This window comes from Ectopseudomonas composti (genome assembly GCF_001567565.1).
In the GTDB taxonomy this organism is placed as follows: domain Bacteria; phylum Pseudomonadota; class Gammaproteobacteria; order Pseudomonadales; family Pseudomonadaceae; genus Aquipseudomonas; species Aquipseudomonas composti_A.
Genome location: NZ_LSSW01000021.1, coordinates 323,133 through 349,345 on the forward strand (window position 1 = coordinate 323,133; position 26,213 = coordinate 349,345).

Annotated in this window: 29 protein-coding genes; 16 read left to right on the forward strand and 13 right to left on the reverse strand. The window is 64.2% G+C overall.

What is annotated here, in order from left to right:
• Positions 1–156 precede the first annotated feature (156 nt).
• A complete protein-coding gene (locus tag PCLY_RS08730; protein WP_061238896.1) occupies positions 157–1,653 on the forward strand; it encodes a YdgA family protein in 1,497 nt (498 codons plus the stop codon).
• A 125-nt stretch (positions 1,654–1,778) separates the two neighbouring features.
• Here PCLY_RS08730 and trpA read toward each other — a convergent pair whose 3' ends face one another.
• Positions 1,779–2,588, reverse strand: a complete 810-nt coding sequence (trpA, locus tag PCLY_RS08735; RefSeq protein WP_061238897.1) for a tryptophan synthase subunit alpha — start codon at positions 2,586–2,588, stop codon at positions 1,779–1,781.
• A complete protein-coding gene (gene trpB, locus PCLY_RS08740) occupies positions 2,585–3,796 on the reverse strand; it encodes a tryptophan synthase subunit beta (protein WP_061238898.1) in 1,212 nt (403 codons plus the stop codon). The genes trpA and trpB overlap by 4 nt, the downstream gene beginning before the upstream one ends.
• A 124-nt stretch (positions 3,797–3,920) precedes the next feature.
• Here trpB and PCLY_RS08745 point away from each other — a divergent pair, with 124 nt between their 5' ends.
• The 7 genes from PCLY_RS08745 (at position 3,921) to PCLY_RS08775 (ending at position 10,956) form a co-directional block, all read left to right on the forward strand.
• Positions 3,921–4,811, forward strand: a complete 891-nt coding sequence (locus tag PCLY_RS08745; protein ID WP_061238899.1) for a LysR family transcriptional regulator — start codon at positions 3,921–3,923, stop codon at positions 4,809–4,811.
• A 121-nt stretch (positions 4,812–4,932) separates the two neighbouring features.
• Positions 4,933–5,799 (forward strand): methylenetetrahydrofolate reductase, encoded by an 867-nt coding sequence (locus PCLY_RS08750; RefSeq protein ID WP_061238900.1) that lies wholly within the window; start codon positions 4,933–4,935, stop codon positions 5,797–5,799.
• Positions 5,800–5,962: 163 nt separating this feature from the next.
• Complete coding sequence (locus PCLY_RS08755) at positions 5,963–6,469, forward strand: sigma-70 family RNA polymerase sigma factor (protein ID WP_061238901.1); 507 nt, start codon at positions 5,963–5,965, stop codon at positions 6,467–6,469.
• A complete protein-coding gene (locus PCLY_RS08760; protein ID WP_061238902.1) occupies positions 6,466–7,407 on the forward strand; it encodes a FecR domain-containing protein in 942 nt (313 codons plus the stop codon). Before PCLY_RS08755 ends, PCLY_RS08760 begins: the two co-directional genes overlap by 4 nt.
• Before the next feature lie 96 nt (positions 7,408–7,503).
• Positions 7,504–9,912, forward strand: coding sequence for a TonB-dependent receptor (locus PCLY_RS08765; RefSeq protein WP_061238903.1), 2,409 nt, complete (start codon positions 7,504–7,506; stop codon positions 9,910–9,912).
• Between the two features lie 134 nt (positions 9,913–10,046).
• A complete protein-coding gene (locus tag PCLY_RS08770; RefSeq protein ID WP_061238904.1) occupies positions 10,047–10,262 on the forward strand; it encodes a dodecin in 216 nt (71 codons plus the stop codon).
• Positions 10,263–10,374: 112 nt separating this feature from the next.
• Entirely contained in the window at positions 10,375–10,956 is a 582-nt protein-coding gene (locus tag PCLY_RS08775) for a hypothetical protein (protein WP_061238905.1), read from the forward strand.
• Between the two features lie 10 nt (positions 10,957–10,966).
• Here the strand turns inward: PCLY_RS08775 and PCLY_RS08780 are convergent, their stop codons facing one another.
• From PCLY_RS08780 to PCLY_RS08790, 4 genes are all read right to left on the reverse strand, one after another.
• Positions 10,967–12,196, reverse strand: coding sequence for a nucleoside recognition domain-containing protein (locus PCLY_RS08780; protein WP_061238906.1), 1,230 nt, complete (start codon positions 12,194–12,196; stop codon positions 10,967–10,969).
• 132 nt (positions 12,197–12,328) lie between these two features.
• A complete protein-coding gene (locus PCLY_RS08785) occupies positions 12,329–12,790 on the reverse strand; it encodes an inhibitor of vertebrate lysozyme family protein (protein ID WP_061238907.1) in 462 nt (153 codons plus the stop codon).
• Between the two features lie 10 nt (positions 12,791–12,800).
• Entirely contained in the window at positions 12,801–12,965 is a 165-nt protein-coding gene (locus PCLY_RS24435; RefSeq protein WP_082768045.1) for a DUF1328 domain-containing protein, read from the reverse strand.
• Between the two features lie 19 nt (positions 12,966–12,984).
• On the reverse strand, positions 12,985–13,182 hold the full coding sequence (locus tag PCLY_RS08790) for a hypothetical protein (protein WP_061238908.1): 198 nt from the start codon (positions 13,180–13,182) through the stop codon (positions 12,985–12,987).
• A 374-nt stretch (positions 13,183–13,556) separates the two neighbouring features.
• Here PCLY_RS08790 and PCLY_RS08795 point away from each other — a divergent pair, with 374 nt between their 5' ends.
• Positions 13,557–13,961: an acyl-CoA thioesterase gene (locus tag PCLY_RS08795; protein WP_061238909.1), complete on the forward strand. Its 405-nt coding sequence runs from the start codon at positions 13,557–13,559 to the stop codon at positions 13,959–13,961.
• Positions 13,962–14,023: 62 nt separating this feature from the next.
• Here the strand turns inward: PCLY_RS08795 and PCLY_RS08800 are convergent, their stop codons facing one another.
• The gene (locus tag PCLY_RS08800; RefSeq protein WP_061238910.1) at positions 14,024–15,124 is read right to left on the reverse strand and encodes a TRAP transporter substrate-binding protein; all 1,101 of its coding nucleotides are present in this window, start codon (positions 15,122–15,124) and stop codon (positions 14,024–14,026) included.
• A gap of 243 nt (positions 15,125–15,367) precedes the next feature.
• Here PCLY_RS08800 and PCLY_RS08805 point away from each other — a divergent pair, with 243 nt between their 5' ends.
• From PCLY_RS08805 to PCLY_RS08815, 3 genes are all read left to right on the forward strand, one after another.
• Positions 15,368–15,913, forward strand: a complete 546-nt coding sequence (locus PCLY_RS08805) for a TRAP transporter small permease subunit (RefSeq protein ID WP_061238911.1) — start codon at positions 15,368–15,370, stop codon at positions 15,911–15,913.
• On the forward strand, positions 15,906–17,282 hold the full coding sequence (locus PCLY_RS08810; RefSeq protein ID WP_061238912.1) for a TRAP transporter large permease: 1,377 nt from the start codon (positions 15,906–15,908) through the stop codon (positions 17,280–17,282). Before PCLY_RS08805 ends, PCLY_RS08810 begins: the two co-directional genes overlap by 8 nt.
• 104 nt (positions 17,283–17,386) lie before the next feature.
• Entirely contained in the window at positions 17,387–18,286 is a 900-nt protein-coding gene (locus PCLY_RS08815) for a D-hexose-6-phosphate mutarotase (protein ID WP_061238913.1), read from the forward strand.
• Here PCLY_RS08815 and PCLY_RS08820 read toward each other — a convergent pair.
• The 6 genes from PCLY_RS08820 to purE form a co-directional block, all read right to left on the reverse strand.
• Positions 18,283–18,747: a hypothetical protein gene (locus tag PCLY_RS08820; protein WP_061238914.1), complete on the reverse strand. Its 465-nt coding sequence runs from the start codon at positions 18,745–18,747 to the stop codon at positions 18,283–18,285. The two genes, PCLY_RS08815 and PCLY_RS08820, sit on opposite strands and share 4 nt — an antisense overlap.
• Positions 18,748–18,778: 31 nt before the next feature.
• Positions 18,779–19,312 carry a DUF3299 domain-containing protein gene (locus PCLY_RS08825; protein WP_061238915.1) on the reverse strand — a complete coding sequence of 178 codons (534 nt, stop codon included), beginning with the start codon at positions 19,310–19,312 and terminating at the stop codon, positions 18,779–18,781.
• A 64-nt stretch (positions 19,313–19,376) separates the two neighbouring features.
• A complete protein-coding gene (locus PCLY_RS08830; protein WP_017676370.1) occupies positions 19,377–19,622 on the reverse strand; it encodes a GlsB/YeaQ/YmgE family stress response membrane protein in 246 nt (81 codons plus the stop codon).
• Positions 19,623–19,687: 65 nt separating this feature from the next.
• Positions 19,688–20,449, reverse strand: a complete 762-nt coding sequence (locus PCLY_RS08835; protein ID WP_061238916.1) for a substrate-binding periplasmic protein — start codon at positions 20,447–20,449, stop codon at positions 19,688–19,690.
• A gap of 55 nt (positions 20,450–20,504) precedes the next feature.
• Positions 20,505–21,590 (reverse strand): 5-(carboxyamino)imidazole ribonucleotide synthase, encoded by a 1,086-nt coding sequence (locus PCLY_RS08840; RefSeq protein ID WP_061238917.1) that lies wholly within the window; start codon positions 21,588–21,590, stop codon positions 20,505–20,507.
• Positions 21,591–21,737: 147 nt separating this feature from the next.
• Positions 21,738–22,229 (reverse strand): 5-(carboxyamino)imidazole ribonucleotide mutase, encoded by a 492-nt coding sequence (gene purE, locus PCLY_RS08845; protein WP_061238918.1) that lies wholly within the window; start codon positions 22,227–22,229, stop codon positions 21,738–21,740.
• A gap of 275 nt (positions 22,230–22,504) precedes the next feature.
• On the opposite strand from purE, the gene adhP reads away from it, so the two are divergent.
• The 4 genes from adhP (at position 22,505) to PCLY_RS08865 (ending at position 25,934) form a co-directional block, all read left to right on the forward strand.
• The gene (gene adhP / locus PCLY_RS08850; RefSeq protein WP_061238919.1) at positions 22,505–23,527 is read left to right on the forward strand and encodes an alcohol dehydrogenase AdhP; all 1,023 of its coding nucleotides are present in this window, start codon (positions 22,505–22,507) and stop codon (positions 23,525–23,527) included.
• 118 nt (positions 23,528–23,645) lie between these two features.
• The gene (locus PCLY_RS08855) at positions 23,646–24,440 is read left to right on the forward strand and encodes a hypothetical protein (protein WP_061238920.1); all 795 of its coding nucleotides are present in this window, start codon (positions 23,646–23,648) and stop codon (positions 24,438–24,440) included.
• 72 nt (positions 24,441–24,512) lie between these two features.
• Positions 24,513–24,860, forward strand: a complete 348-nt coding sequence (locus PCLY_RS08860; protein ID WP_061238921.1) for a hypothetical protein — start codon at positions 24,513–24,515, stop codon at positions 24,858–24,860.
• Positions 24,861–24,941: 81 nt separating this feature from the next.
• Positions 24,942–25,934, forward strand: coding sequence for an AraC family transcriptional regulator (locus PCLY_RS08865; protein ID WP_061238922.1), 993 nt, complete (start codon positions 24,942–24,944; stop codon positions 25,932–25,934).
• Positions 25,935–26,213 lie beyond the last annotated feature (279 nt).

A 26,213-nucleotide genomic window follows, 5' to 3' on the forward strand; every position in this document is an offset into this window, starting at 1 on the left:
GGTAGCGCCGGCCTCGCCCGGGGACAATTGCCGGCAACTGTGATCACCGTCACCCTGCCCTGTGGAATGGTAGCAATACGCCTGCTAGCATCCGCCGCCCAACGCATAATCGGTCGACAGGACGCGCCCGTACGGCCACACACGCAAGGACTCAGCATGAAAAAGACTACCCTGGCCGTTGCCATTCCCCTCGCTATCGTCGGCGTCTCCGTTGCCGGCGCCTGGTACACCGGCACTCTGGTCGAACAGCAACTGCAGGCCGCCGTCAGCCAGGCCAATGCCTCGCTGGCCGAGGAGGTGCCGCACCTCAAGGCCCAGGTTCAGATGGTCGAATTCGAGCAGGGCGTCTTTTCCAGCCGTGCTCGTTACACTTTCAGCTTTGCCACCGGGCCCAATGAGGAGCCGCTGATCCTGGCCTTCAGCGACAAACTCGAGCATGGCCCGTTTCCGCCCTCGCGGCTGGCTGCCGGCAAGCTCGCTCCGGTCATGGCGCAGAGCCACTTCAGCCTGGAGCAGAATGAGCTGACCGCGCCGCTGTTCGCAGCGGCCGGCGGTAAATTGCCGTTAACGGGTGAAGTCGCGCTGAATTATGACCAGAGCCAGAGTGGCCGCATCGACTTGGCTGCGCTGCAATACAGCGACAGCAAGGGCACCCTGCGTACCTCCCCGGCGGGCCTGGACATCAGCGTTTCCGCTGACAGAAAACGCGTCAGCCTCAGCGGGCAACTGGCCGAATTCGATTTCGACATTGCCGAGAGCAGCAACGACCGGCCGGTCAGCCTGAAGATGCGTGACCTGAGTCTGCAGGCTGAAAAGCAGAAAAACGCCAGCGGCTTTGCCTTGGGCCCGAGTTCAGTCACGATCAGGAGCATGACGATCCAGTCATCTCCAGAGATGCAGATCGAACTGCAGGACGCGGTGATCGAGGAAGCCCTGACCCAGAACGGTGGCAGCCTGGATCAGAGCATGGGCTATCGCATTGACCGGGTGTTGGTGCAGGAGCAAGAGGTCGGCGGCGTGAAGCTGGCCCTCAGCGCCCGTCATCTCGACGAGACCGCGCTCAAGGCGCTCGAGGACGCCTATAACCAGCTGATGCTGAGCAGCCTGGAAGGGCAGGAGCCTGGTAGCGACATCGGGGAAGAATTCAAAGGCCTCACCCTGGCCCTGTTGGAAGGCGCCCCGGTGCTGGCCCTGGACGAGTTCTCGCTGAACACTGCCAACGGCCAGGGTAAGGCCGCGCTGTCGTTCAACCTGCGCAAACCCGCAGACGATGCCAGCAGCCCGCAGGAGCTGGCGCAAAGCGCGCTGGCCGCTCTGAAGGCCGATTTCAAGCTGGACAAGGCGGTGATCGGCGATCTGGCCAGGGTGCAGGGCACGCTGGAAGGCGCGGCCAGCGGCGCTGTTGACCCGCAAGCCCTCGCCCAGCAAGCGGAAATGATGACCGAGATGTTCAGTGGCATGGCGCTGGCGTCGCAGTGGGTGGTGGAAGACGGCAATGCCCTGCGTGGCTCGCTGACCTATGCGGACGACCAGGTGACCTTCAACGGCAAGGCCATGAGCGTCGCCGAGTTCATGGCCTTCGCCATGGGCAGTGGCCCAGGTATGAACGGTCTGGACGACGACAGCGAACTGGAGCAGTACGGCCAGGAGTAACGCCGGTTCGCCTGCAAACGCCCGCTTCAACGCGGGCGTTTTTGTTTCTGCCCGAGGCTGATGTCGGGCAACAAAAAACCGCTGACAGCCCAGGCCATCAGCGGTTTTTGTATGGCCTGCGTTGCTCAGCGGCGCGCGTTGCGCACACCCTCGGCCAGCTCGCGGCACAGGCCGAGTACGCCGTCGATGGCCTGCTGCGGGCTTTGCGCCTCGGCGATCTTGTCGATCAGCGCCGAGCCGACCACCGCGCCCTCGGCGCGCTTGGCCACTTCGGCGGCGTGCTCGGGGGTGCGGATGCCGAAGCCGATGCACACGGGCAGGTCGGTGTGGCGACGCAGGCGCGCCACGGCTTGCTCGACGTGATCCATGGTCGCCGCGCCGGCACCGGTGACGCCGGCCACCGACACGTAGTAGACGAAACCGGAGCTGCCGGCCAGTACGGTGGGCAGGCGGTCGTCGTCGGTGGTCGGCGTGGTCAGGCGGATGAAGTCGATGCCTGCACTCTGCGCCGGCTCGCACAGCTCGTCGTTGTGCTCCGGCGGCAGGTCGACCACGATCAGGCCGTCGACGCCAGCTTCCTTGGCGTCACTGATGAAACGCTCGACGCCGTAGCAGAAGATCGGGTTGTAGTAGCCCATCAGCACCAGCGGCGTGCTCTGGTTGCCGGCGCGAAATTCGCGAACCATCTGCAGGGTCTTCAGCATGTTCTGCTTGCCGTCCAGCGCGCGGATGTTGGCGAGCTGGATGGCCGGGCCGTCGGCCATCGGATCGGTGAAGGGCATGCCCAGCTCGATCACGTCGGCGCCGGCTTCGGGCAGGCCCTTGAGGATTTCCAGCGAGGTGGCGTAGTCGGGATCACCGGCGGTGATGAAGGTGACCAGCGCGGCGCGGTTTTCCGCCTTGAGTTCGGCGAAGCGGTTGTGCAGGCGGCTCATGCGTGTTTCTCCTGTTCGCCCATGTGGTGCATCACGGTTTGCATGTCCTTGTCGCCACGACCGGACAGGTTGACCACCATCAGGTGATCCTTGGGCAGCTTGGGTGCGCGTTTGAAGGCTTCGGCCAGTGCATGGGCGCTTTCCAGGGCTGGGATAATGCCTTCCAGGCGGCAGCAGTGGTGGAAGGCTTCGAGCGCTTCGTCATCGCTGATCGGTACGTACTCGACACGCTTGATCTCATGCAACCAGGCGTGCTCGGGGCCGACGCCAGGGTAGTCGAGGCCGGCGGAAATCGAGTGGGCATCGGTGATCTGGCCGTCCGCGTCCTGCAGCAGGAAGGTGCGGTTGCCGTGCAGCACGCCCGGCGCGCCGCCGGCCATGCTCGCCGCATGCTTGCCGGTGTCGATGCCGTGGCCGGCCGCCTCGACGCCAACGATCTGCACGTCTTTGTCATCGAGGAAGGGGTGGAACAGGCCGATGGCATTGGAGCCGCCGCCGATGCAGGCCACCAGCGAGTCGGGCAGGCGCCCTTCCTTCGCCAGGATCTGCTCACGCACCTCATTGCCGATCACCGACTGGAAGTCGCGCACCATGGCCGGGTACGGATGCGGGCCTGCGGCAGTGCCGATCAGGTAGAAGGTGTTGTGGACGTTGGTCACCCAGTCGCGCAGGGCCTCGTTCATCGCATCCTTGAGCGTGCCGGTGCCGGCGGTGACCGGGATCACCTCGGCGCCGAGCAGCTTCATGCGGAAGACGTTGGCTTGCTGGCGATCGATGTCGGTGGTGCCCATGTACACCACGCACTGCATGCCGAAGCGCGCGGCCACGGTGGCAGTGGCCACACCGTGCATGCCAGCGCCGGTCTCGGCGATGATGCGCTGCTTGCCCATGCGCTTGGCCAGGAGGATCTGGCCGATGCAGTTGTTGATCTTGTGCGCGCCGGTGTGGTTCAGGTCTTCGCGCTTGAGGTAGATCTTCGCTCCGCCGAAGTGCTCGGAGAGACGTTCGGCGTAATACAGCGGGCTGGCGCGGCCGATGTAGTCGCGCTGGAAATAGGCCAGCTCTTCGAGGAAGGCCGGATCGTCCTTGGCCTTCTCGTATTCGGCGGCCAGCGAATTGATCAGCGGCATCAGGGTTTCGGCGACGAACTGACCGCCGAAGCGGCCGAACAGGCCGCGGGCGTCGGGGCCGGTGCGAAATGAGGTCATGGCGTGCTCCTTGTCGACAGCGCGTAGCTGGCAGGGCGAGTGAGTGATGGGGCCATTCTACCTCTGGCCGATTCGGGGAAAAGCGATTAGATTGCAGAGACATGTCAGGAAAAGTCACGTATTGATGAGTCGAGAACTGCCCCCGCTCAACGCCCTGCGCGCCTTCGAGGCCTCAGCCCGCCTACAGAGCATCAGCAAGGCGGGTGAAGAGTTGCACGTCACCCACGGTGCCATCAGCCGGCAGATTCGTGCGCTGGAAGAACACCTTGGCCTGAGTCTGTTCGACAAGGACGGGCGCGGCGTGAAACTCACCGATGCCGGGTTGCGCTTGCGTGATGTCACCTCCGAGAGTTTCGAGCGCCTGAATGGCGTCTGCGCCGAGCTGCGCCGCGAAACCCAGGAGCGCCCTTTCGTCCTCGGCTGCTCGGGCAGCCTGCTGGCGCGCTGGTTCATCCCGCGCCTGGATCGCCTGCAGCGCGAGCTGCCGGATCTGCGCTTGCAGCTGTCGGCCAGTCAGGGCGAATTGGATCCGCGCAGCGCCGAAGTGGATGCCACCCTGCTGTTCGCCGACCCGCCCTGGCCGAGTGACATGCAGGTGTTCGAGCTGGCGCCGGAGCGCATCGGCCCGGTGCTCAGCCCGCGCTACGCCAACCATGGGCAACTGCGCGCGGCCAGTGTCGAGGCGCTGTATGCCGAGCCACTGCTGCACACCACCTCGCGCCCGCAGGCCTGGCCGCAGTGGGCGCAGGCACAGGGGCTGGCGGCCGAGCGGCTGCAGCAAGGCCAGGGTTTCGAGCATCTCTACTATCTGCTGGAGGCGGCAGCTGCCGGGCTCGGCGTGGCCATCGCGCCGCAGACGCTGGTGGCCGACGACCTGCGTGCCGTTCGCCTGGTCGCGCCCTGGGGCTTCGTCGAGACCAGCGGCTGCCTGGCGCTGTGGACGCGCCGCGCCGACCCGCGTAGCGAGCGCCTGGCGCACTGGTTGACCAAGGAGCTGGCGCCAACTCCGAACTGACCGGCCAGGTCGCCTCTGCGGCACGCCACGACGCTACCAGCGACGTGGCGTGCGAGGTCGCTTGCTAGCATCACGCGACTTTCATCCGCTTAGCGGCCTGGCCGGTTCAGACGAGGCGCCAATGTCCAACCTGTGCAACAGTTCAGTCGGTTTCGCCCCCTATACGCTGGAGGTCACTGGCAAGGGTATCCACGAAGTCGAGCAGGCGCGGGCGGCCATACCGGCGGGCACGCCGATCAACATTGCCTTTCTCGGCAATGAGGACCATGCCCAGCGCATCCGTGCGGCGCAGGTCATCCGGGCCTGTGGCGCCGAGCCGGTGCCGATCATTTCCTCACGCCGACTGCGCTCCGAGGCGGACCGCGATGAACTGCTCGGCGCGCTGGTCGCTCAGGCCGCGCCGAAGCGCTTCATGTTCGTTGGCGGCGATCCGGCCACGCCGGCCGGGCCGTATCAGGATTCCCTGGCGTTGCTGGCCAGCGGCGTACTGGAGCGCCACGGCATCGAGCAGGTGGTGATCACCGGTTACCCGGAAGGGCACCCGAAGGTCGACAGCGGCGAGCTGATGCGCGCGCTGAAGTGGAAGCTGGATTTTCTCCGTGAAACCGGCTGCGCGGTGGAGATCACCACGCAGTTCGGCTTCGATGCCGAGGCGGTGGTGCGCTGGATCGAGCAGCTGCGCCAGCAGGGCATCGACACCCCGGTGCGTATCGGCGTACCTGGCCCGGCGGATGTCGGCAAGCTGCTGCGCTTCGCCCGTCAGTTCGGGGTGGCGACCTCCGCGTCCATCCTGCGCCGCTACGGATTGTCGATGACCAACCTGATGCAGCGCGTGGGCGCCGAGCGCTACTGGGATCAGTTGCAGGCTGGGCTGGGTGGCCGGCAACTGGGCCGCATCGGCTGGCACCTGTATCCCTTTGGCGGGGTCGAGGATGGCGTCAACTGGATCAATGCCCGTTTGGGCGGCCTGGACGAGTCGAGGCGCTAACAGGCTGTTGAAGAACGAGCTCGGCTTTGGCTTCCTGCATCACTCTGCCTCCATGCAGTCGTCGTCTGGGTTTGCAACGGCCTGTTAAGCGGCGGGAAGATTGCCAAATTGGCCCGGCAAAGATGACAATGCAATTCATTGTCATTTGATATGAAGTCGCGCCATGCCTGCCGAAGCCCAGGTGCTGCATACCCTTTACCGTGATCATCACCCCTGGCTGCAAGGCTGGCTGCGGCGGCGCCTGGGCAACCGTTGCGATGCCGCCGATCTGGCACAGGACACCTTCGTGCGCCTGCTGCGTGCTGGCAATGCCGCAAGCATCCGCGAACCGCGTGATTACCTGGCCACCGTGGCGCGCGGCTTGATGGTCGACTTTCTGCGCCGGCGCTCGCTGGAGCAGGCCTACCTCGAGGTACTGGTCAGCCAGCCACAGGCCGAGCAGCCCAGCGCCGAGCAGCAGGCGCTGCTGCTGGAAGCGCTGATGGAGGTCGATCGCATGCTCGCCGGCCTCGGCCACAAGGTGCGCGAGGTGTTCATACTGTCCCAGCTCGACGGCCTGACCTATGCGCAGATCGCCACTCGCCTGGGTGTTTCCCTGCGCAGCGTGAACAACTACATGGCCCGTGCCGTGGAGCATTGCTGTCTGCTGCAGGCGGGCTGGCAGTCGTGACCGAGGCCCAGCGCGCCGCTCTCAAGGCCGCCAGTGGCTGGTACGCGCGACTGTGCTCCGGCGCCAGCGATGCCGACGAGCAGCAGGCCTGGCAGCGCTGGTATGACGCCGACGAACAGCATCGCCAGGCCTGGCAACAGATCGAGAAACTGCGCGAGCAGCTGGGGCTGCTGCCCGGCCCCATCGCATCATCCACCCTGCGCGGCGTCGACCATGGCCGTCGGCGCCTGCTCGGCAGCCTGGCTCTGGTGGCAATGGCGTTGCCGCTGGGCTGGTTCGCCTGGCACAGCGATACCCGCCGCTACTGGCTGGCCGACTACCGCAGTGGTGTGGGCGAGCGCCGCCAGTGGCAACTGAGCGACGGCAGCCGGCTGATGCTGGGCACGGCCAGCGCCGCGCAGTGGCATGCCGACGGGCAGCGACGGGTGTTGCGTCTGCTCAGTGGCGAGGCGCTGCTTGATAGCGTCGATGAGGCGCGACCGCTGCTGCTGGAAACCCGCTACGGCGTGGTGCGCAGCCATGGCGCGCGCTTCTGCGTGCGCAGCGACGCGCACCATTGCCAGGTCGCGGTGTTGCAGCAGCGCGTGGAGGTTGCGCCTTTGCACCATCTGCACGACATGCACACGCTGGCCGCCGGGCAGCAGCTGCGCTTCGATGCCGAACGACTCGGAGCGCCACGCGCCAACGATGCTGCCACGACGGCCTGGACGCAGGGCAGCCTGCTCGCGCTGGATCGGCCGCTGGGCGAGGTAATCGCTGAACTGGCGCGCTATCGCCACGGTGTGCTGCGCCTCGACCCGGCTCTGGCCGGGTTGAAGGTGTCCGGCAGCTTCCCCTTGGCCGATACCGATCGTGCCCTGGCGGCGCTGGAACACAACCTGCCGCTACGTGTGGTGCGGCGCAGCGATTACTGGGTGACGCTGGTGCCAAAGGTCTAGCTGGTAAATATATTCAGTGTTGTTTGCACTTTTTTCTCGACTGGCGCGGCCCTCCTGAAAAACCGGCTACAGGCCTTCAACCTTCAGGGGAAATCCATGCGTCATCCTTGCTGCAAACTGCATTCGCTGAGCGCCGCCATTCAGGCCGTGCTGCTTTGTTCCTCCCTGTCACTGCTGGTGCCGGTGGCCAGTGCCGCATCAGCAGAGCCCGCCGTACAGCAGCAGTCCTTCGACATTCCCGCTGGCTCCCTGGCCGAGGCGCTCAACCAGTATGCCAGCGCGGCCGGCGTCGCCCTCTCGTTCGATGCCGGGCTGCTGCAGGGGCACAGCAGCCCGGGCCTGCAGGGCAGCTATCCGCTCGAGGAAGGCTTCGCCCGTCTGCTGCAAGGCAGTGGCTTGCGCGTGGTGCGTCAGGCGCAGGGGGTCTATGGCCTCGAGGCGCTGCCGGCGCAGCGTAAGACGGGCAGCGATGTGCTGCAGCTGGACGCGATGACCGTCAGCACCCTGCGCAGTGACAGTGCCGTGGGCGAGACCAGCCAGCGTGTGACGGTCATCGACCGCCAGCAGATCGAACAGCAGCTGGCCCTGAGCAGCGATCCGGGCCAGGTGCTGAGCAACCTGATTCCGTCCTACTCGCCGAGCCGGCAGAAGATGTCCAACGCCGGTGAAACGCTGCGTGGCCGTACCCCGCAGTTTCTCGTCGACGGCGTGCCGCAGGCCAGTTCGATTCGTAACGACGGGCGCAGCAGCTACACCATCGATCTGGCGCAGATCGAGCGCATCGAGGTGATCCATGGTGCCTCGGCCGAGCATGGCGGCGGCGCCACTGGCGGTATCGTCAACTTCATCAGTCGTCGCCCCGAAGGCAACGGCATCAGCCAGCACGCCGGGGTCAGCCTGGAGAGCGATGATCGTTTCAGCAAGGACGGCCTGGGCTACAAGCTGAACTACCGGCTCAGCGCCCAGCAGGGCGACTGGGAAACCCTGCTCGGCGCCACCTGGCAGGAGCGTGGCGCCTTCTACGACGCCAATGACGAGCTGATCGGCGTCGCCTACCCCGGCGAGATTCAGGACACCCGCGACCACGACCTGATGTTCAAGCTCGGCTACTGGCTCGACGATGTCCAGCACCTGCAGTTCAGCGCCAACCACTATGAGCTCCGGGGCAACAACGACTACGTACCGGTGCTCGGCGACCGCGCCGCAGGCATCCCCTCCACGGCGCGCAAGGGTGATCCGCAGGGCGACCCGGCGTTCAACGAGAACCGCCAGTACAGCTTCAGCTACAGCAACCAGGACCTGTACGGCAACGTGCTCGACCTGCAGCTTTATCACCAGCGCTATCGCGGTCAGTTCGGCGCGCTGCTTTCGGGCTCGTTCCAGGATCCGAACATCGCCCCGGTCGGCACCCTGTGGGAGCAAAGTCGCAGCGATTCGGAAAAGTGGGGCGGCAAGCTGACCCTGCGCCGCAAAGGCCTGTTCGACGGGCTGCTGGACCTGAGTGGTGGCGTCGACCTGTTGCGCGACAAGGGCGAGCAGGTGCTGGTGCAAACCGGCCGCAGCTATGTGCCGCCGTCCACCTACGATAACCAGGCCGGCTTCCTCCAGGGCGACCTGCACCTGACCGACAAGCTGACCCTGATGGCCGGTGTGCGCCGCGAGCATGCCGAGCTGGATGTGGATGACTTTCATACCGTATGGGGCACCAACAACGCCGGTGGGGTGAGCGTCAGCGGCGGCAAGGTGTCGTTCGGCAAGACCCTGAGCAACTATGGCTTCACCTACCAGGCCACTGACTGGGCGCAGCTCTACGGCGGCTACTCCGAAGGCTTCGGCATGCCCGACATCGGCCGTGTGCTGCGTGGCCTCGACGAGCCGGGGCAGGACGTGGAGAGCCTGTTGGAGCTGGAGCCGATCATCACCCGCTCGCGTGAAGTAGGTCTGCGCCTGAACTTCGAGCGGGTGGACATGGAGCTGAGCTACTACGAGTCCTTCTCCAATCTTGGCGAGCGCCTGTCGGTGAGCGTCGACGGCAACTACATCGCCAACCGCGAACGGGTCGAGATCCAGGGCTACGAGCTGACCGGAAACTGGCACCTGAACGAGCGTCACAGCCTGCGCGGCAGCTACGCCCACAGCCAGGGCAAGTCCGACACGGATGACGACGGCAAGGTGGACACGCGCCTGACCGGCCTGAACATCGCGCCGGATCAGTACAGCCTGGGCTGGCAGGCCAACTGGAACGACGACTGGTCGAGCTACCTGCAATACAACTACTACGTCAGCCGCAGCTTCGACGATCCGCGCCTGGACTTCGACGGCTACGCCCTGCTCTCGGCCAGCGTCAGCCGCCGTCTGCCAGTGGGCAGCCTGTCGCTGGGCATCGACAACCTGCTCGACGAGGACTATTTCAGCTACTACTCGCAGTCGGCGCGCATCGCCGATGACTACAACTTCAAGGGGCGGGGTCGCACCTTCACCCTTGGCTATCAGCTGGACTTCTGAGGTCAGCGTGCGTGCTGGAGCCTGCGTTGTGGTTTCCAGCACGCGCCATCGGCGTTCGGGTGAGGGCAATACAGATGACACTTATGCGCGGCGGGCTAGTCTGAACAAGAACCTTCAAGACACAGGAGTCTTCCATGTCCAGCCACCACACTTACAAGAAGATCGAGATCGTCGGCTCGTCCCCCACCAGCATCGAGGAGGCCATCGAAAATGCCCTGGCCGAATGCGCCAAGAGCGTACACAACATGGACTGGTTCGAGGTAGTCGACACCCGCGGCCATATCGAGAACGGCAAGGTGGCGCACTACCAGGTCACGCTCAAGGTCGGTTTTCGCCTGAGCGGTAGCTGAGGCGTCGATGCACTGAGCGAGGCTGTGGTACCGCGCACAGCGACGATGGCTGTCGCTGGCGGGGTGCGGCGCATTCGGGCAAGCTGCATGCGCCAGTTCAGGGAGGAATGTCATGTTCAGACTCATGCTGCTGATCAGCCTGCTATCGCTCGCAGGCTGTATCGACAACGGGCCGCCAGTCGCCGAAGAGCGCCGTCTGCTGCTCAGTGGCGAGGATTTCGCCGCCTACGAGGCACCGCAGGATGGCCGCTACGAAAAGCTGGTGACCTACGCTGCGCGCAGCATCGACCTCAGTTTCGAGAGTAGCGATAGCGACTGGTTCTACCTGTACAGCGGCGTCTCGCTCTACCCGCGCGCCGGTGATGCCTTGATGACCAGCTACGCCGAAACCTTCGGCGCCTCGTTCGGCCTGCGTGAGAGTGGCTTGGCGCAGCAGGATCTGCCGCTGGAGACCGAGTTGGCCAGTCGCGTCAGCCTCAAGCTGCTGACCCAGGACGGCGAGCCGGTGGGCAACCTGTTCTATGCCACGGTGGGCAATAAGTCGATGTTCACCATCTTCACCGGGGTGTACTTCGAGCAGGCCGAGGATTTTGAGGCGTTCATCGCGCCCAAGCTGCGGCAACTGCGAGCGTACCAGCACACCGATCCGGTGCTGGCCTGGGCCGGCGACAAGCTCGGTTTCGGCGCTGACTGAGCTCCAGTGCTCAGCCGAAGAACCAGTAGGTGACGCTGATCGCGGCGATGACCCCCGCCAGCTCCGCCAGCAGGGCACAACCGACCGCGTGGCGAGCACGCTGGATACCCACCGCGCCGAAGTACACGGCCAGTACGTAGAAGGTGGTTTCCGTGCTGCCCTGGACGATTGCCGCGGCCAGCGCCGGGAAGCTGTCCACGCCATGGGTCTGCATGGTTTCGATCAGCATGGCGCGTGCCGCGCTGCCGGAAAATGGCTTGACCAGGGCGGTGGGCAGGGCATCGACGAAACGCGTGTCCCAGCCGAAGGTTTCCACCAACCAGCGGATGCCGTCTAGGCCAAATTCCAGGGCCCCGGACGCGCGTAGCACACCGATGGCGCAGAGCATGGCCACCAGATACGGCAGCAGGCTCTTGGCGATATCAAAGCCCTCGCGCGCGCCTTCGATGAACTGCTCGTAGACCTGGACCTTGCGCAGTGCGCCGACCACCAGGAACGCCAGGATCACGCCGAACAAGGTCAGGTTGCCGAGCAGCGAGGACAGCGCGGCCAGGGCGGTGGCGCTGAGGCCGGCGAGCAGGGCCATGAACCCGCCGAGCAGCAGCGCCCCGGGGATCAGGTACGCCAGCACCACCGGGTCCCACAGGCGCAGGCGCTGCATCAGCGCGACCGACAGCAGGCCGACCAGGCTGGAGGCGCTGGTGGCCAGCAGGATTGGCAGGAATATCAGGGTCGGATCCTCCGCCCCCTGCTGCACGCGGTACATGAAGATCGATACCGGCAGCAGCGTCAGCGATGAGGCGTTGAGTACCAGAAAGAGAATCTGCGCATTGCTCGCCACCAGCTTGTTGGGGTTGAGCTCCTGCAAGCTGCGCATGGCCTTGAGGCCGATGGGGGTGGCCGCGTTGTCCAGGCCCAGGCCGTTGGCGGCGAAGTTCATGGTGATCAGGCCCAGCGCCGGATGGCCGCGTGGCACTTCCGGCATCAGCCGCGCGAACAATGGGCCCAGCGCGCGTGCCAGGGCATCCACCAGGCCGGCCCGTTCGGCGATGCGCAGCAGGCCGAGCCACAGGGTCATGGTGCCGAACAGCAGCACCATCACTTCCACCGACAGCTTGGCCATGGCGAACAGGCTCTCGACCATGGCCGCGAACACTGCCGGGTCGTCGCCGATCAGCCAGCGGGAGAAACCCGCGACTGCTGCTACCAGGAAAAAACTCAGCCACAGGCCATTGAGCATGCCGCACCCCCTCGTCGTTCTGGCGGGGGATGATAACGCGTCGTCCCTTCGCATGGGACGCCTGGCACACTGCCGTCAGCCGGCGGTGCGGCGGTCAGGTCGCTTCGCTGCCTCGAGCAGCGGGTTCCGTCCCTAGTACCAGTTCGGGTCGCTGCGCAGCTGTTCCATCAGCATCTGCTGGACTTCCTCGTCCGGCTCGCCCAGCCAGCGCAGGCTGGCGTGTTCACTGGGGGCGCGATCCTCGGGCAGGCCATCCGGTACCTGCACGTATAGCGCATAGGCGTCGTCGTCTTCCCATTCGAAAGCGACATAGGCGCGTTGCCCGAAACACCGCTGCGCTTCGCATATCTGGCCAACCAGGTAGCGATCACTGTCGGCCTCCACGGCCTGCATGGGGGTGGACAATCCACTGAGATTGATCAGCCACTCCGGCAGGCGTTCTTCATCCTCTACCAGATCCTGCCAGGCTTCGCGGTACTCGGCATTGCTGGTGAGCAATTCGCCTGGATGGAAGCTGGCGTCACGGTCGGCGGCCTGAGCCACCAGGGCGCCGCCCATCAGCAGGGCGGCGGCAATGGCGTGTATCGACTGCATCTATGGCTCCCTACATGCGTGGGCGACGGCCCATGATGAACGAGACGATGAACAGCACCAGGAACACCACGAATAGAATCTTGGCGATACCTGCAGCGGTGCCGGCGATACCACCGAAGCCCAGTACAGCGGCGATGATGGCGATGATCAGGAAAGTGACTGCCCAACTAAGCATGGTGTTTCTCCTTGGTGGATCAGTGGGTAGTGGCCCAGGCAGGCCAGGGGTTTTGCGCGTTGCTCGGGTTCGCAGGCCGGGGCGTGGTGCCCGTGGGCAGCTCCAGCTTTGCGGTATTGCGGTTTGCACACAGGGCCTGGCCTGGCAGCGCGACGCTGGCGAGCGTCAGGCTGAGCAGAAGTGGCAAGGTGGCGAGCACCAGAGCGACTGTCCACATGGCGGTTCTCCTGTTGCGTGCAGGACGGATGGCGCGTGTCGCTGGCATATCCGTCTGTTGCTTTTCTTGCATCGCGACCGGCGCATGACCGGTTGCCCACTGAGAACATTGCAGCGCCCGTGCCAGACTTTTGCTTTATGTAAAAGCCATTAAAATCATTGGCTTACATTATTTTGATGGCATTCTGGGGCAGGCATACTGCCCGAATGGGGCTTGCGCGGTCGTGCGTTTTGCCCGACGGACGCAGCTAGCGCGGGGCTTTGCGGCCCACCACAGTGGTCGCCCCTCGACCGCGCAGTCGGTATACTCGCTGCACCCGTGTGCCCTGCGGGTTCCGCGCCCAGAACAACAACCGCGCCGCGAGTCTCGAACCGATGAACGACTACGAACAGGAAGACCCGATTCCCCAAGGTGACCTCGCTCTGCAGATCACCGCGTTGCCGCGTGAGACCAATGGTTTCGGTGATATCTACGGCGGCTGGCTGGTGTCGCAGATGGATCTCGCCGGCACGGCCATGGCCAACAAGGTTGCCGCTGGCCGCGTGGCGACCGTGGCCATCGATCGCATGGCCTTCCTGGTGCCGGTGGCGGTGGGAGCGCAGCTGTCGTTCTATACCCAGACGCTGGAAGTGGGGCGCAGCTCGATTCAGATGATGGTGGAAGTGTGGAGCGACGACCCATTGTCCAACGAATGGCGCAAGGTCACCGAGGCGGTCTTCGTCTTCGTCGCCATCGATGGCAGCGGTCGTACCCGTCCGGTACCACCGCGTCGCGGCTGACAGGCTGCGCAGCAACGAAAACGCCGGCTTAGAGCCGGCGTTTTGCTTTGCGCGCTGCGGGTTTAGCCGCGGATGTTGTAGATATCCTTGTCGGCGACTTCCGCGTAGGCGTACAGACGATCGAGATAGGCCTTCTGGTGCTCCCAGACCTTGGCTGCGGCCGGATCGGCTGCGGCGCTGGCCTCGACCACTTCAGCAGATACTTCCTTGAGGCGCGCCAGCACGTCGTCCGGCAGGCGGCGAACTTCTACACCGTCGGCCTTGAGCTGCTCCAGGGCTTCCATGTTCTTCGCGTTGTAGTCGTCGAGCATGTCGCCGTTGACGTCACGCGCGGCGGCGCGAACGATGGCCTTGAGATCGGCCGGCAGGGTTTCCCAGGCCTTGAGGTTGACGTCCAGTTCGAACAGAACGCTCGGCTCCTGCCAGCCCGGGGTGTAGTAGTACTTGGCGGCTTTGTGCAGGCCCAGGGCCAGGTCGTTGTATGGACCGATCCACTCGGTGGCGTCGATGGCGCCGGTCTGCATGGCGGTGAAGATCTCGCCGGCCGGCATGTTGACCACGGTACCGCCCATCTTGGTCAGCACTTCGCCGCCCAGGCCCGGGGTACGCATCTTCAGGCCCTTGAAGTCGTCGACCGAGTTCATTTCCTTGTTGAACCAGCCGGCAGTCTGCACGCCGGTGTTGCCGCAGGCCATCGGCAGCACGCCGAACGGCTTGTAGACCTCTTCCCAGAGGGCTTGGCCGCCACCGTAATGCAGCCAGGCGTTCATTTCCTGAGCATTCGGGCCGAACGGCAGAGCGCAGAAGAACTGTGCGGCCGGTACCTTGCCCTTCCAGTAATACGGTGCGCCGTGACCCATCTCGGCGGTGCCGCGAGAGACTGCATCGAACACTTCCAGCGCTGGTACCAGTTCGCCGGCTGCGTACACCTTGACCTTCAGGCGGCCGTTACTCATTTCATCGACCAGCTTGGCGAAGCGTTCGGCCCCCACGCCGACGCCCGGGAAGTTCTTCGGCCAGGAGGTAACCATTTTCCAGGTGAAGGTCTGGGAACTCGAACCCTCTTGGGGTGCGGCGGCGCTCTTGGAATCTTCTTTGCAGCCAGCCAGTGCGGTTGCTGCAAGGCCTACGCCCGCTGCGGCGAGTATGTCGCGACGTTTCATGCAATGCTCCTTCTTGTTGTATTGGTCTTACCACGGGATCGCCGAAGGTAGACCGGGCGTGAATAACATAGGGTGTCGTGACCTACAAGCCTAGCTATTACGACTAAAGTTGTACGGGCATTGCTGCATTACCGGTAGCCTGCCTAGAATCGCCGGCCTGCGGCCCACAAGGACGCGGGCGGCGTGACGTGTAGCCAACCGGTTTGCCGTCCTGTCTCCTACTCATAACGATAAGGACTCACTATGTCCGACAAGCCTTCACTTCCCCTTGCTCTTGCATATCTGATCGATGCCATCAACGCCTGGTTTGGTAAGGCTTGCGCCTGGCTGACCGTGTTCCTGGTCATCGGCACCGCCATCGTCGTGGTGCTGCGTTACGGTTTCGGTATCGGCGCGACCGCCCTGCAGGAGGCGGTGCTCTACGCTCACGCGCTGGTCTTCATGGGCGCCGCGGCCTGGGTGCTGCAGCGCAATGGTCACGTGCGCGTGGACATTTTCTACCAGAAGTTCAGCGGCCGCCGTCAGGCGCTGGTCGAGATTCTCGGTAACCTGCTGTTCCTCCTGCCGGTGGCACTGTTTCTCGGCTGGGCCAGCTGGGACTACGTCAGCAACGCCTGGTCGACGTTCGAAGCGTCCAGCGAATCCGGCGGCCTCAAGTTCGTCTATCTGCAGAAAAGCATCATTCTGGTGCTGGTCGTGAGCCTGGTAATGCAAGGTATTTCCAATCTGATCAAGGCACTCTACGTCTTCAGCGGTCGCCTGCCGGCTCCGGAGGTGAAGCATGGCTGAGTTGATGGCGATTCTGCTGTTCATCAGCATCTGTGCGGCCCTGATGGCCGGCTTTCCGGTGGCGTTCACCCTGGCCGGCGTTTCCCTGCTGTTTGCCGCGCTCGGCGTGGTTACCGGCACCTTCGACCCGGGCTACCTGAGCGCCCTGCCGAACCGTCTGTTCGGCATCATGAACAACCAGACCATGCTCGCCGTGCCGCTGTTTGTGTTCATGGGGGTGATGCTGGAACGTTCACGGGTGGCCGAGGACCTGCTCGAGTCCATGTCGCGTCTGTTCGGCACCCTGCGTGGCGGCCTGGCGATTTCCGTGTGCGTGGTCGGTGCGTTGCTGGCCGCGTCCACCGGCATCGTCGGTGCCACCGTGGTGACCATGGGCCTGCTGGCGCTGCCGACCATGTTGCGTCGCGGCTACGATCCGGCCATCTCCACCGGCACCCTGGCGGCCACCGGTACCCTGGGGCAGATCATTCCGCCGTCGATCGTGCTGGTGCTGCTGGGGGACGTGATGTCCAGCGCCTATCAGCAGGCGCAGCTGAAGATGGGTATCTTCTCGCCGAAGACCGTTTCGGTCGGTGACCTGTTCGTCGGGGCGCTGCTGCCCGGCCTGCTGCTGGTCGGCCTGTACATCACCTACATCATCTTCGTGGCGATCTTCCAGCCGAAGAAACTGCCGGCTTTGCCGCAGGAAGAGCTCGGTCCGATCGAATGGGGCAAGCTGGCCAAGGCGCTGATTCCGCCGCTGATCCTGATCGGTGCGGTACTCGGCTCCATCCTCGCCGGCTACGCCACACCGACCGAAGCTGCCGCGCTGGGCGCTGTGGGTGCCATGCTGCTGGCGCTGAGCAAGAGCAAGCTGAACTTCGGTCAGCTCAAGGAAGTGGCCTATGGCACCACCGAAATCAGTGCCATGGTCTTCATGATCCTGATCGGTGCCTCGCTGTTCTCCCTGGTGTTCCGCGGCTTCGGTGGTGAGGTGCTGATCGAGGACGTGTTCGCCCAGTTGCCAGGCGGTGTGCTCGGTGCATTCTTCCTGGTGATGCTGGTGATTTTCCTGCTCGGCTTCATCCTCGACTTCATCGAGATCACCTTCGTGGTGGTGCCGATCGTCGGTCCGGTGCTGCTGGCGATGGGGCTCGACCCGATCTGGCTGGGTGTGATGATCGCGCTGAACCTGCAGACGTCCTTCCTCACGCCGCCATTCGGTTTCGCGCTGTTCTACCTGCGTGGCGTGACGCCCCCGAGCATTCCCACCAGCACCATCTACAAGGGTGTGTTGCCGTTCATCCTGATCCAGATTCTGCTGCTGGTGATCGCCTATATCTTCCCTGGGCTTATCACTTGGCTGCCGGAACAGGTCTATGGTCCATAGGTCATAACATGCAGTGAGCAGACGCCCGTCCCTGTGACGGGCGTTTTGCTTTATGTGCATGGCATGCTTCAAATAGACGTTACTCAACGGAGCGAGAGGCCCTCATGAGCAAAACCCAAGTCGAACGCGTGGAGCTCGATCAGCTCACCTGCTGGCGCATACGGGCGCAGCACAGCGAGCTGCTGGTCGCCCAACAAGGCGCGCAGATTCTCAGCTATCAGCAAGATGGCCAGCCGCCGTTGATCTGGTTGAGCCCCGATGCGGCCTATCGACGTGGCCAGAGCGTGCGTGGCGGTGTGCCCATCTGCTGGCCCTGGTTCGGCGATCTGCGGCGCAACCCGCAGGCGGTGCAGGCGCACTATCAGCTGGACGAGGCCCCCGCCCATGGCCTGGTACGCAATCTGGACTGGCAGTTGCTGAGCATTGCCGAAGAGGAGGACGGGGTCAGGCTGCGCTTTGCCTTCGACGCACGCGAACGACCATTGCCGGGTTGGCCGCGCGATGCCTGCGTGCACTTCGAAATCGGCCTGGGCGACGATCTGCAGCTGCGCCTGGAGACTGAGAACCGCAGCGATCACCCGCTGGTGCTGAGCCAGGCCCTGCACACCTACTTCGCCGTCAGCGATGTGCGCCAGGTTGAGGTGCAAGGCCTGCAGAGCTGCCGCTATATCGACACCCTGCAGGATTGGCGCGAGCTGCGTCAGGAAGGGGCTGTCGGGTTCACCGGCGAGACCGACCGCATCTACCGCGACACGGCGGCGCGCCTGAGCATCATCGATCCTACCTGGCAGCGGCGCATCCACCTGGATGCCCGTGGCTCACGTTCTGCGGTGTTGTGGAATCCCTGGATCGACAAGGCCAAACGCCTGTCGCAGTTCCCTGACGATGCCTGGCAGAACATGCTGTGCATCGAGACGGCCAACCTGCTGGAGGACGTCGTGCAGTTGCAGGCCAGGCAACGGCACAGCCTGGAGTTGCGTCTGTCCAGCGAGTCGCTGAGCTAGTCTGCCTGTTGCAGTGCCTGGCGCAGCGCCTGCGCATCGCGATAGGTGCGCTGCTGGGCCAGCCTGCCATCCTCCAGCTGCAACCACAGCACCTCGCCCTCACCCGCCGGGTAGCGCGGGGCGATGCGGGCGTCGCGATCGAGGAGGATGCGGTAGTTGTAGTCGCGCATCTTCGGTAGGGCGAAGAGGCTGGCGATGATGCGGGGCATGCGGCTGACATCGGCGAGGAAGACCGCCTGACGCTGCTCCAGATAACCCTTTGGCTGGCCTTCCAGCGCAGCGTTGACCAGCTTGGCGCCGTCCATGTCGCGGGCGACCAGCAGGATGCGGGTTTCGTCATTCAGGGTGTAGGGCGCGTCGAACTGATCCAGCAGCGTCCAGGGTGCCAGGCGTTCGCCGGGCTCCATGGCCAGTGCAGCGGTGGACAGCAGGCACAGCAACATCAGGGCAGCAGCTTTCATGCTGGAACTCCTAGCGGGGGGATGGAGGCGGTTAGAGGTCTTCGTCGGTCACCAGGCGTACTTCGCCGGCGTCCATGGCATAGGCGGCGTCGGCCAGGTCGTTGCTGATCGCTTCCACCTTGAGTTTGCCGCTGACCCAGATGGGCGCGTAGATGTCGTCGAGCACGATGCCCTTGGGGTAGCGCACGAGTACCAGCTGGTTCGGTGGCGGTGGTGGAACGTGGATGCAGGCACCCGGGTAGGGCACCAGGAAGAACAGCGTGCTGTTGCCTTTCTCGTCGTTCTCCAGCGGTACCGGGTAGCCACCCAGGCGGATGGCCTTGCCGTCGAGTGCAGCGACGGTCTTGGCCGAGTACATCACCGCCGGCAGGTTCTTGTCCTGCTGGCGCAGGCCGCCTTCGCTGTAGAAGGTGCTGTCGCCTTCCGGGCTGTCATGGCTGATCTCGGGCATCTCCTCCAGGGCTTTGCGATCCTCGGGGGGCATCAGGGCGAGCCAGTCGGTTTCCGGCAGTTCGGCGTGGGCCAGGCCGGTACAAAGGAGCAGGGCGAGCAGCAGGTGGCGCATGGGGTATGACATCTCGTGGCGGCGTTAGCGAGGAGCCGAACTTTCGGCTCCTGATCCGGGCCTGTCAGCCCTTCTTGATTGCCCCGTAGATTACCAGCAGAACGATGGCGCCGATCACCGCGCCGATAAAACCGGCAGCCTGACCAGCCTGGTAGATGCCCAGCGCCTGGCCGCCGTAGGTGGCCGCGATGGAGCCGCCGATGCCGAGCAGGATGGTCATGATCCAGCCCATGCTGTCATCCCCAGGTTTGAGAAAACGTGCGATCAGACCGACGATCAGGCCGATGAAGATGGTGCCGATTATGCCCATTGGCGTGTCTCCTTGATGAGTGCCGCTTGTGCGGCAGGCTCTGCATGGGACAGGCCGGTGAGGTGTCAGTTCGCCTCGTCCGGTGGTTTGACCCCATAGCGCTGATAGATCAGGGTGATCTCGCCATTCTCGCGCATGCGCTCGAGCTCCGCGCCCAGGCGGTCGTAGAGTTTACGGCGGTCACGCTGGTAGCGTTTGAGCGATGCACCGAAGTGATTACCCAGTACCTGCTGGTGGGTGTAGTGAGCGTAGCTGTAGTCGCGAAAATCCATCGCCTGGAACTGTGCCTCCATCGGCGCGATGTCGAGCACGGCGATGGTGTCCAGGCGCCCGGCGCGGAACATCGCTGCCAGTTGCGCATCGTCGCTGGCATAGACGCGGCCCAGCATGTCATCGCTATCGAACGGCTCGAAATAGGCCGTGCCGCGCTTCACGCCGAGTGACAAGTCATACAGATCGTCGTAGCGGCTCAGTCTGGCCTCTTCGCCTGGGTGCACGATGAAGCGTACGTTGAGCGGCTGGCTGCCGATACTGGGCAGGAAGTGAATGTACTGGCGGCGTGGCTCGGTGAGCAGAACGCGTGGTACCAGGTCGACGCGACCTGAACGCAGGTCGTCGAGGCTACGCAGGAAGGGGGCTTCGCGCCAGTGCAGGTCTATGCCAATGCGGTGTGCCGCGGTCTCCAGCACGCTGATCAATGGGCCGCTGGGCAGGCCATCGACTGCGCGCATTTCCGGTGGCCGCTCACGGAAGTCGACACGCAGCACATCATCGCCAACGCAGGTCAGTGCGAACAGCAAGGACAGCAAGGAAAGGAGCAGTTTCATGGCCAGGCTCTTGAGCGACCACCGTCGTTCAAGAGTCTAGCTGCGAATTGTCCGGTTAGCCTTTTGCTATCAGTGCCTGAACGGCTGCGATGCCGCTATCGAGGCTGGCGCGATCGGCACTGCGCAGGGTGGCATGACCGACCTTGCGCCCGGCCTTGAAGGCTTTGCCGTAGTGGTGCAGGTGGCAATCGGCGATGCTGATCACCTTGTCTACCGGCGGTACTTCGCCAATGAAGTTGAGCATGGCGCTCTCGCCCAGCTTGGCCGTCGAGCCCAGCGGCAGGCCGGCGACGGCGCGCAGGTGGTTCTCGAACTGGCTGCACTCGGCACCTTCGATGGTCCAGTGCCCGGAGTTGTGTACGCGCGGGGCGATCTCGTTGGCCTTGAGGCCGCCGTCGACTTCGAAGAATTCGAAGGCCAGCACGCCGACGTAGTCGAGCTTGTCCAGCACGCGGCCGACGTAGTCCTCGGCCAGCGCCTGCAGCGGGTGATCGGTGCTGGCGATGGACAGGGCGAGGATGCCGTTGTCGTGGGTGTTGTGTACCAGCGGGTAGAAGCGTGTTTCGCCGTCACGGGCGCGCACGGCGACCAGCGATACTTCGCCGGTGAAGGGCACGAAGCCTTCGAGAATGCACGGCACGCTGCCCAGTTCGGCGAAGGCACCGGTCACGTCTTCGGCCCTGCGCAGAACCTTCTGACCCTTGCCGTCATAGCCCAGGGTGCGGGTCTTCATCACCGCCGGCAGGCCGATACTGGCCACGGCGGCATCGAGATCGGCCTGCGACTGAATGTCGGCGAACTCAGGAGTGGGAATGCCCAGCTCGCGGAACATGGATTTTTCGAACCAGCGGTCACGGGCGACGCGCAGGGCTTCAGCGCTCGGGTAGACCGGCACGAACTGCGAGAGGAAGGCCACGGTTTCCGCCGGCACGCTCTCGAACTCGAAGGTCACCAGGTCGACCTCATCGGCCAGTTGGCGCAGGTGATCCTGATCGCCGTAGTCGGCGCGGATATGTTCGCCCAGCGCCTGCGCGCAGGCGTCCGGCGCCGGGTCGAGAAAAGCGAAGTTCATGCCCAGCGGGGTGCCCGCCAGGGCCATCATGCGGCCCAGCTGGCCGCCACCGATCACACCGATTTTCATAACAAAGCCCCTTTTCAGCAGGTGGCGAGACCAAGCAGTTGAACGCTGCCCGCAGCGCAGGAAGCGGAGTTTACGCCGGTAAATGAGCATTCCGAGCAGCGGACAGGGTGCAAATGCGCCGTGTCGCAGCCCTTGATGGAATGGGCTTCAGGCCTCGCGCGGATCCGGGTTGCTCAGCACGGTATCGGTCTGCTCCTGGCGGAACTGCTTCAGCGCCGCGTGGAACTGCGGGTGCTGGTGACCGAGGATGCTGGCCGCCAGCAGCGCCGCGTTGACCGCGCCCGCCTTGCCGATGGCCAGGGTGGCGACCGGAACACCGGCCGGCATCTGCACGATCGACAGCAGCGAGTCGACGCCCGAGAGCATGGACGACTGTACCGGCACGCCGAGCACCGGCAGGTGGGTCTTGGCCGCGCACATGCCCGGCAGGTGGGCTGCACCACCAGCACCGGCGATGATCACCTGGATGCCGCGTGCTTCTGCCTCTTCGGCGTACTGGAACAGCAGGTCCGGGGTGCGGTGGGCGGAGACCACCTTGACCTCGTGGGGAATGCCCAGCTTGTCCAGCATTTCGGCGGTGTGGCTAAGGGTGGACCAATCGGACTTGGAGCCCATGATCACGCCAACCAGTGCGCTCATCGTCGTGCCTCTTCTCTCGGGCGCCTCGCGGCGCGTCAAAAACCAACAAGCCACGCGGGCGGGCCAGCGTGGCTTGTCATGATTCGTTGGCCGGGTGCTGCCGGCCGAAGGCCGCGCAGTATAACGCAAAGCCAGCGGTGTCGGGCAGTGGCGATGACCGTTCGTCATGCAGGCGCTGGCAGTGAGGCAAAACCGCGCAAACCTTGCTCTGGAGCAATGCTCACATGGGCTGTGCGCACACACTGGGCGGACACTCGCATGGAAGAGGAACAGTGATGAACCAGACCATGAAAGCTGCAGTGGTCCACGCCTTCGGCGAACCCCTGCGTATCGAAGAGGTAAAAGTCCCTCTGCCAGGCCACGGCCAGATTCTGGTGAAGATCGAAGCCTCGGGGGTATGCCATACCGACCTCCACGCGGCTGAGGGCGACTGGCCGGTGAAACCGAGCCTGCCCTTCATTCCAGGCCACGAAGGGGTTGGCTACGTGGCGGCGGTCGGCAGCGGCGTGACCCGTGTGAAGGAAGGCGATCGCGTCGGCGTGCCCTGGCTCTATACCGCCTGCGGCTGCTGCGAACACTGCCTGACCGGTTGGGAAACCCTCTGCGCAAGCCAGCAGAACACCGGCTATTCGATCAATGGCGGCTATGCCGAATACGTATTGGCGGACCCCAATTACGTCGGCATCCTGCCGAAAAATGTCGACTTCCTCGAGATCGCGCCGATCCTCTGCGCCGGGGTGACGGTGTACAAGGGCCTCAAGCAAACCCAGGCGCGCCCTGGCCAGTGGGTGGCCATCTCCGGTATCGGTGGCCTTGGCCACGTTGCCGTGCAATACGCCCGCGCCATGGGGCTGCACGTGATCGCAGTGGACGTCGACGACGCCAAGCTGGAGCTGGCGCGCAAGCTCGGCGCCAGCCTGACCATCAACGCGCGCAAGGAAGACCCGGCCGAGGTGGTGCAGCGCGATATCGGCGGCGCCCATGGCGTGCTGGTCACCGCAGTGTCCAACGCCGCCTTCGGCCAGGCCATCGGCATGGCGCGCCGGCATGGCACCGTGACGCTGGTCGGCTTGCCGCCGGGCGACTTTCCGACGCCGATCTTCGACGTGGTGCTCAAGGCCATCACGATTACCGGCTCCATCGTCGGTACCCGTGCCGATCTGCAGGAAGCGCTGGACTTCGCCGGTGAAGGCCTGGTCAAGGCCACGGTGCACAGCGACACGCTCGATAACATCAACGGCATCTTCGAGCAGATGCGTGGCGGTCAGATCGAGGGGCGCGTGGTGCTGCAGTTCTGATTCGAAAAGGGCCTCGGACGAGCCGATTTCCTACAGAACGGACGCGGACGGGCGCACAGATCGATGCCAGGTCGCTGGCTATACTGTGCGCCCTTCATCCGTACAAGGAAGTGTCGTCATGAAACAGTACGTTTCGCTCGTTGCCCTTTCCCTGCTCTCCCTTCAAGCCGCTGCGCTGGATCTGGCCAAGCATCCGCAGGTCTTCGATGCCGGCCAGGGCGTCAGCCTGGCGCTGGCCCCTTCTGCCGACGGCAAGCAGGCCCTGGTGCAGGTACGCGGCATCAACCACCCGCTCGACGAGGTGGTGTTTCTCACCGAGGTCCGCGAGCTGGGCAACGAGCAGCGCGACTACGGCATCCGTCTCGATGGCCGCGACTACAACCTGCTGAACAAACGCCGCGCCTGGGGTGGTGAGAGCTACCAGCTCAACCTGCCCAACACCCAGGGCTTCGAACTCAGCTACGACGAAGAGAAGAGCAAGGCGCTCAAGCCGGCCGAGCTGCTCGCGAGTTACCAGAAGCAGGAAAAGGATGGCGTGCAGGCGCGCCTGGCTGCCTTCGATCGCAAACAGCGTGTGGCGGACTACAGCGCACGTCTGCAGGAAGCGGATGGCGAAGCCAGCAAGGCTTGCGGCACCCCGCTGGCGACCAAGGTGGACTGGAGCGCGCTCAGCGATGAGCAGCTGATGAGCCTCAGCGTGCCGAGCTTCTGTGGCGAGGTGGTCAACCAGATGGCCTACCTGTGCGGCAAGGATGATCGCTACAAGGCCGAGGCCAAGACCCTCAAGGGCGTCGACTGCCGCTTCGGCGAGGCGATGAAACTGCGCGAGCAGGATGGGCAACTGCAGTTCACCACTCGCTCGGATGAAGCCAACCAGGGCGACTTCATCAACGCCATCCTGCGTAACCGCTGAGCCTGACGCCGGGGCGAGATTGGCCCCGGCCGCGCTGAACCTATCCTGCAACTAGCAAACCAACGGGTCACTATGAAATACACCAAACTGTTCGCTCCCATCCTTCTCGCCGGCTTGGTCAGCGGTTGTGCTTCGGTGGCGGTCAGCGACAATGTGCTGAGCCAGCGCACTTCGCTGGCCTTGGGCCTGACGCCGGATCAGTTCACCATCAGCAATCGCGTCGACGGCGGTGTTCGCACTGACTACAACGTGAAAACCCGTGACGGTAAGAACTATGCCTGCTACGTGACAGGCAGCGTCTCCGTTCTGGGGCCGGTAGTATCGGACGCCTTGTGCAACACCATGGGTGGCAACGATCAGCCCGCCCAGCCAGTCAGCAACTCCTGCAATGCCTTGCTGAAGGCAGCCGGACGTTGCTGATAGCTGCTCTGTACGCTGCCTGTTAAAGGCAGCGGCATATTTTTTGCGTTCCTTTCCTCGTTTGCACCCATGGAACGCATCATGCTGCACGCCTCGCTGACCACCCTGCACGTGGTTTCCCTGATCCTGCAACGCTTCGCCGACCAGCCCGAGCTGCGCCTGCGATTGCTGGCCGGGAGCGGGATTGGTGCGGCTGATCTGGACAATGCCGACGTACGCATCACTCGGGTGCAGGAGCAGCAGGTCTGCGCCAATGCCCTGGCCCTGCGTGCAGACATGGGGCTGGAGCTGGGGCGCAGCCTGCATGTTTCCTCCTATGGGCTGCTCGGTTACGCCGCGCTGTCCGCTGATACCCTTGGTGACGCCCTGCGTCTGCTGTTGCGGTACCCGGCGTTACTCGGCACCTATTTTCGTCTGGAACTGTTGGTAGACGGGGAGCTGGCCTGGATAAGTGCCAGCGACTACAGCGATCACGCAGCGCTGGAAGCTTTCAACGTGGAAATGTGCCTGGCCTCCATGAGGCTCACCTGCGATGAGTTGCTTGGCCAGCCGCTACCCGTGAGCCTGGCCTGCTTTCGTCACCTACGTCCAGGTTATGCGGCGCGCTATACCGAGAGCTTTCCCTGTCCGCTGCACTTCGAGGCGCCGCGCAATGCGTTCGCCTTTCCCGCCGCCTTGTTGGAGCGCCGCCTGCCGCTGGCCGACAGCGTCACCCATGCCGACATGGTGGAGCGTTGCCGCCGCCTGAATGCCGAATTCAGCAGCCGTCAGGCCTGGCTGGAGCGCGTGCGACAGCTGCTCGCCGCGCAGATGGCCGAGCCGCCGGGACTGGAGAATCTGGCGCAGCAGATGCACTGCTCACCGCGTACCCTGCGTCGCCACCTGCAGGAGCTGGGCACCAGCTATCAGGGCCTGCTCGACGAATTGCGCTTCGAGCGCGCCAAGACGCTGCTCGGCGAGGAGCAATGGCCGGTATGTCGCATCGCCGAGGTACTTGGCTTCAGCGAGACGGCCAGCTTCCGTCATGCCTTCCAGCGCTGGAGCGGCGTGCCGCCAAGTCGCTTTCGCGCGTAGCCCGGATGCAATCCGGGACTATCCGACACCTTTTCCCCTGGTTTAGTCCGGGTTACCGGCGATCACTGTGGGAGCGGCTTCAGCCGCGATAAAAGCTCGCCGCTGAAGTGTCTCCTTCAGGTCGGGTTCATTTCTCTGCTTGCACGTTGCGGTACATCTGCTGCCCGTAGCCCGGATGTATTCGGATTACGGACGATCATCGTAGGAGCGGCTTCAGCCGCGATAAAGGCTCGCCGCTGAAGCGCCTCCCACAGGTCGGGCTCATTTCTCCGCTTGTAC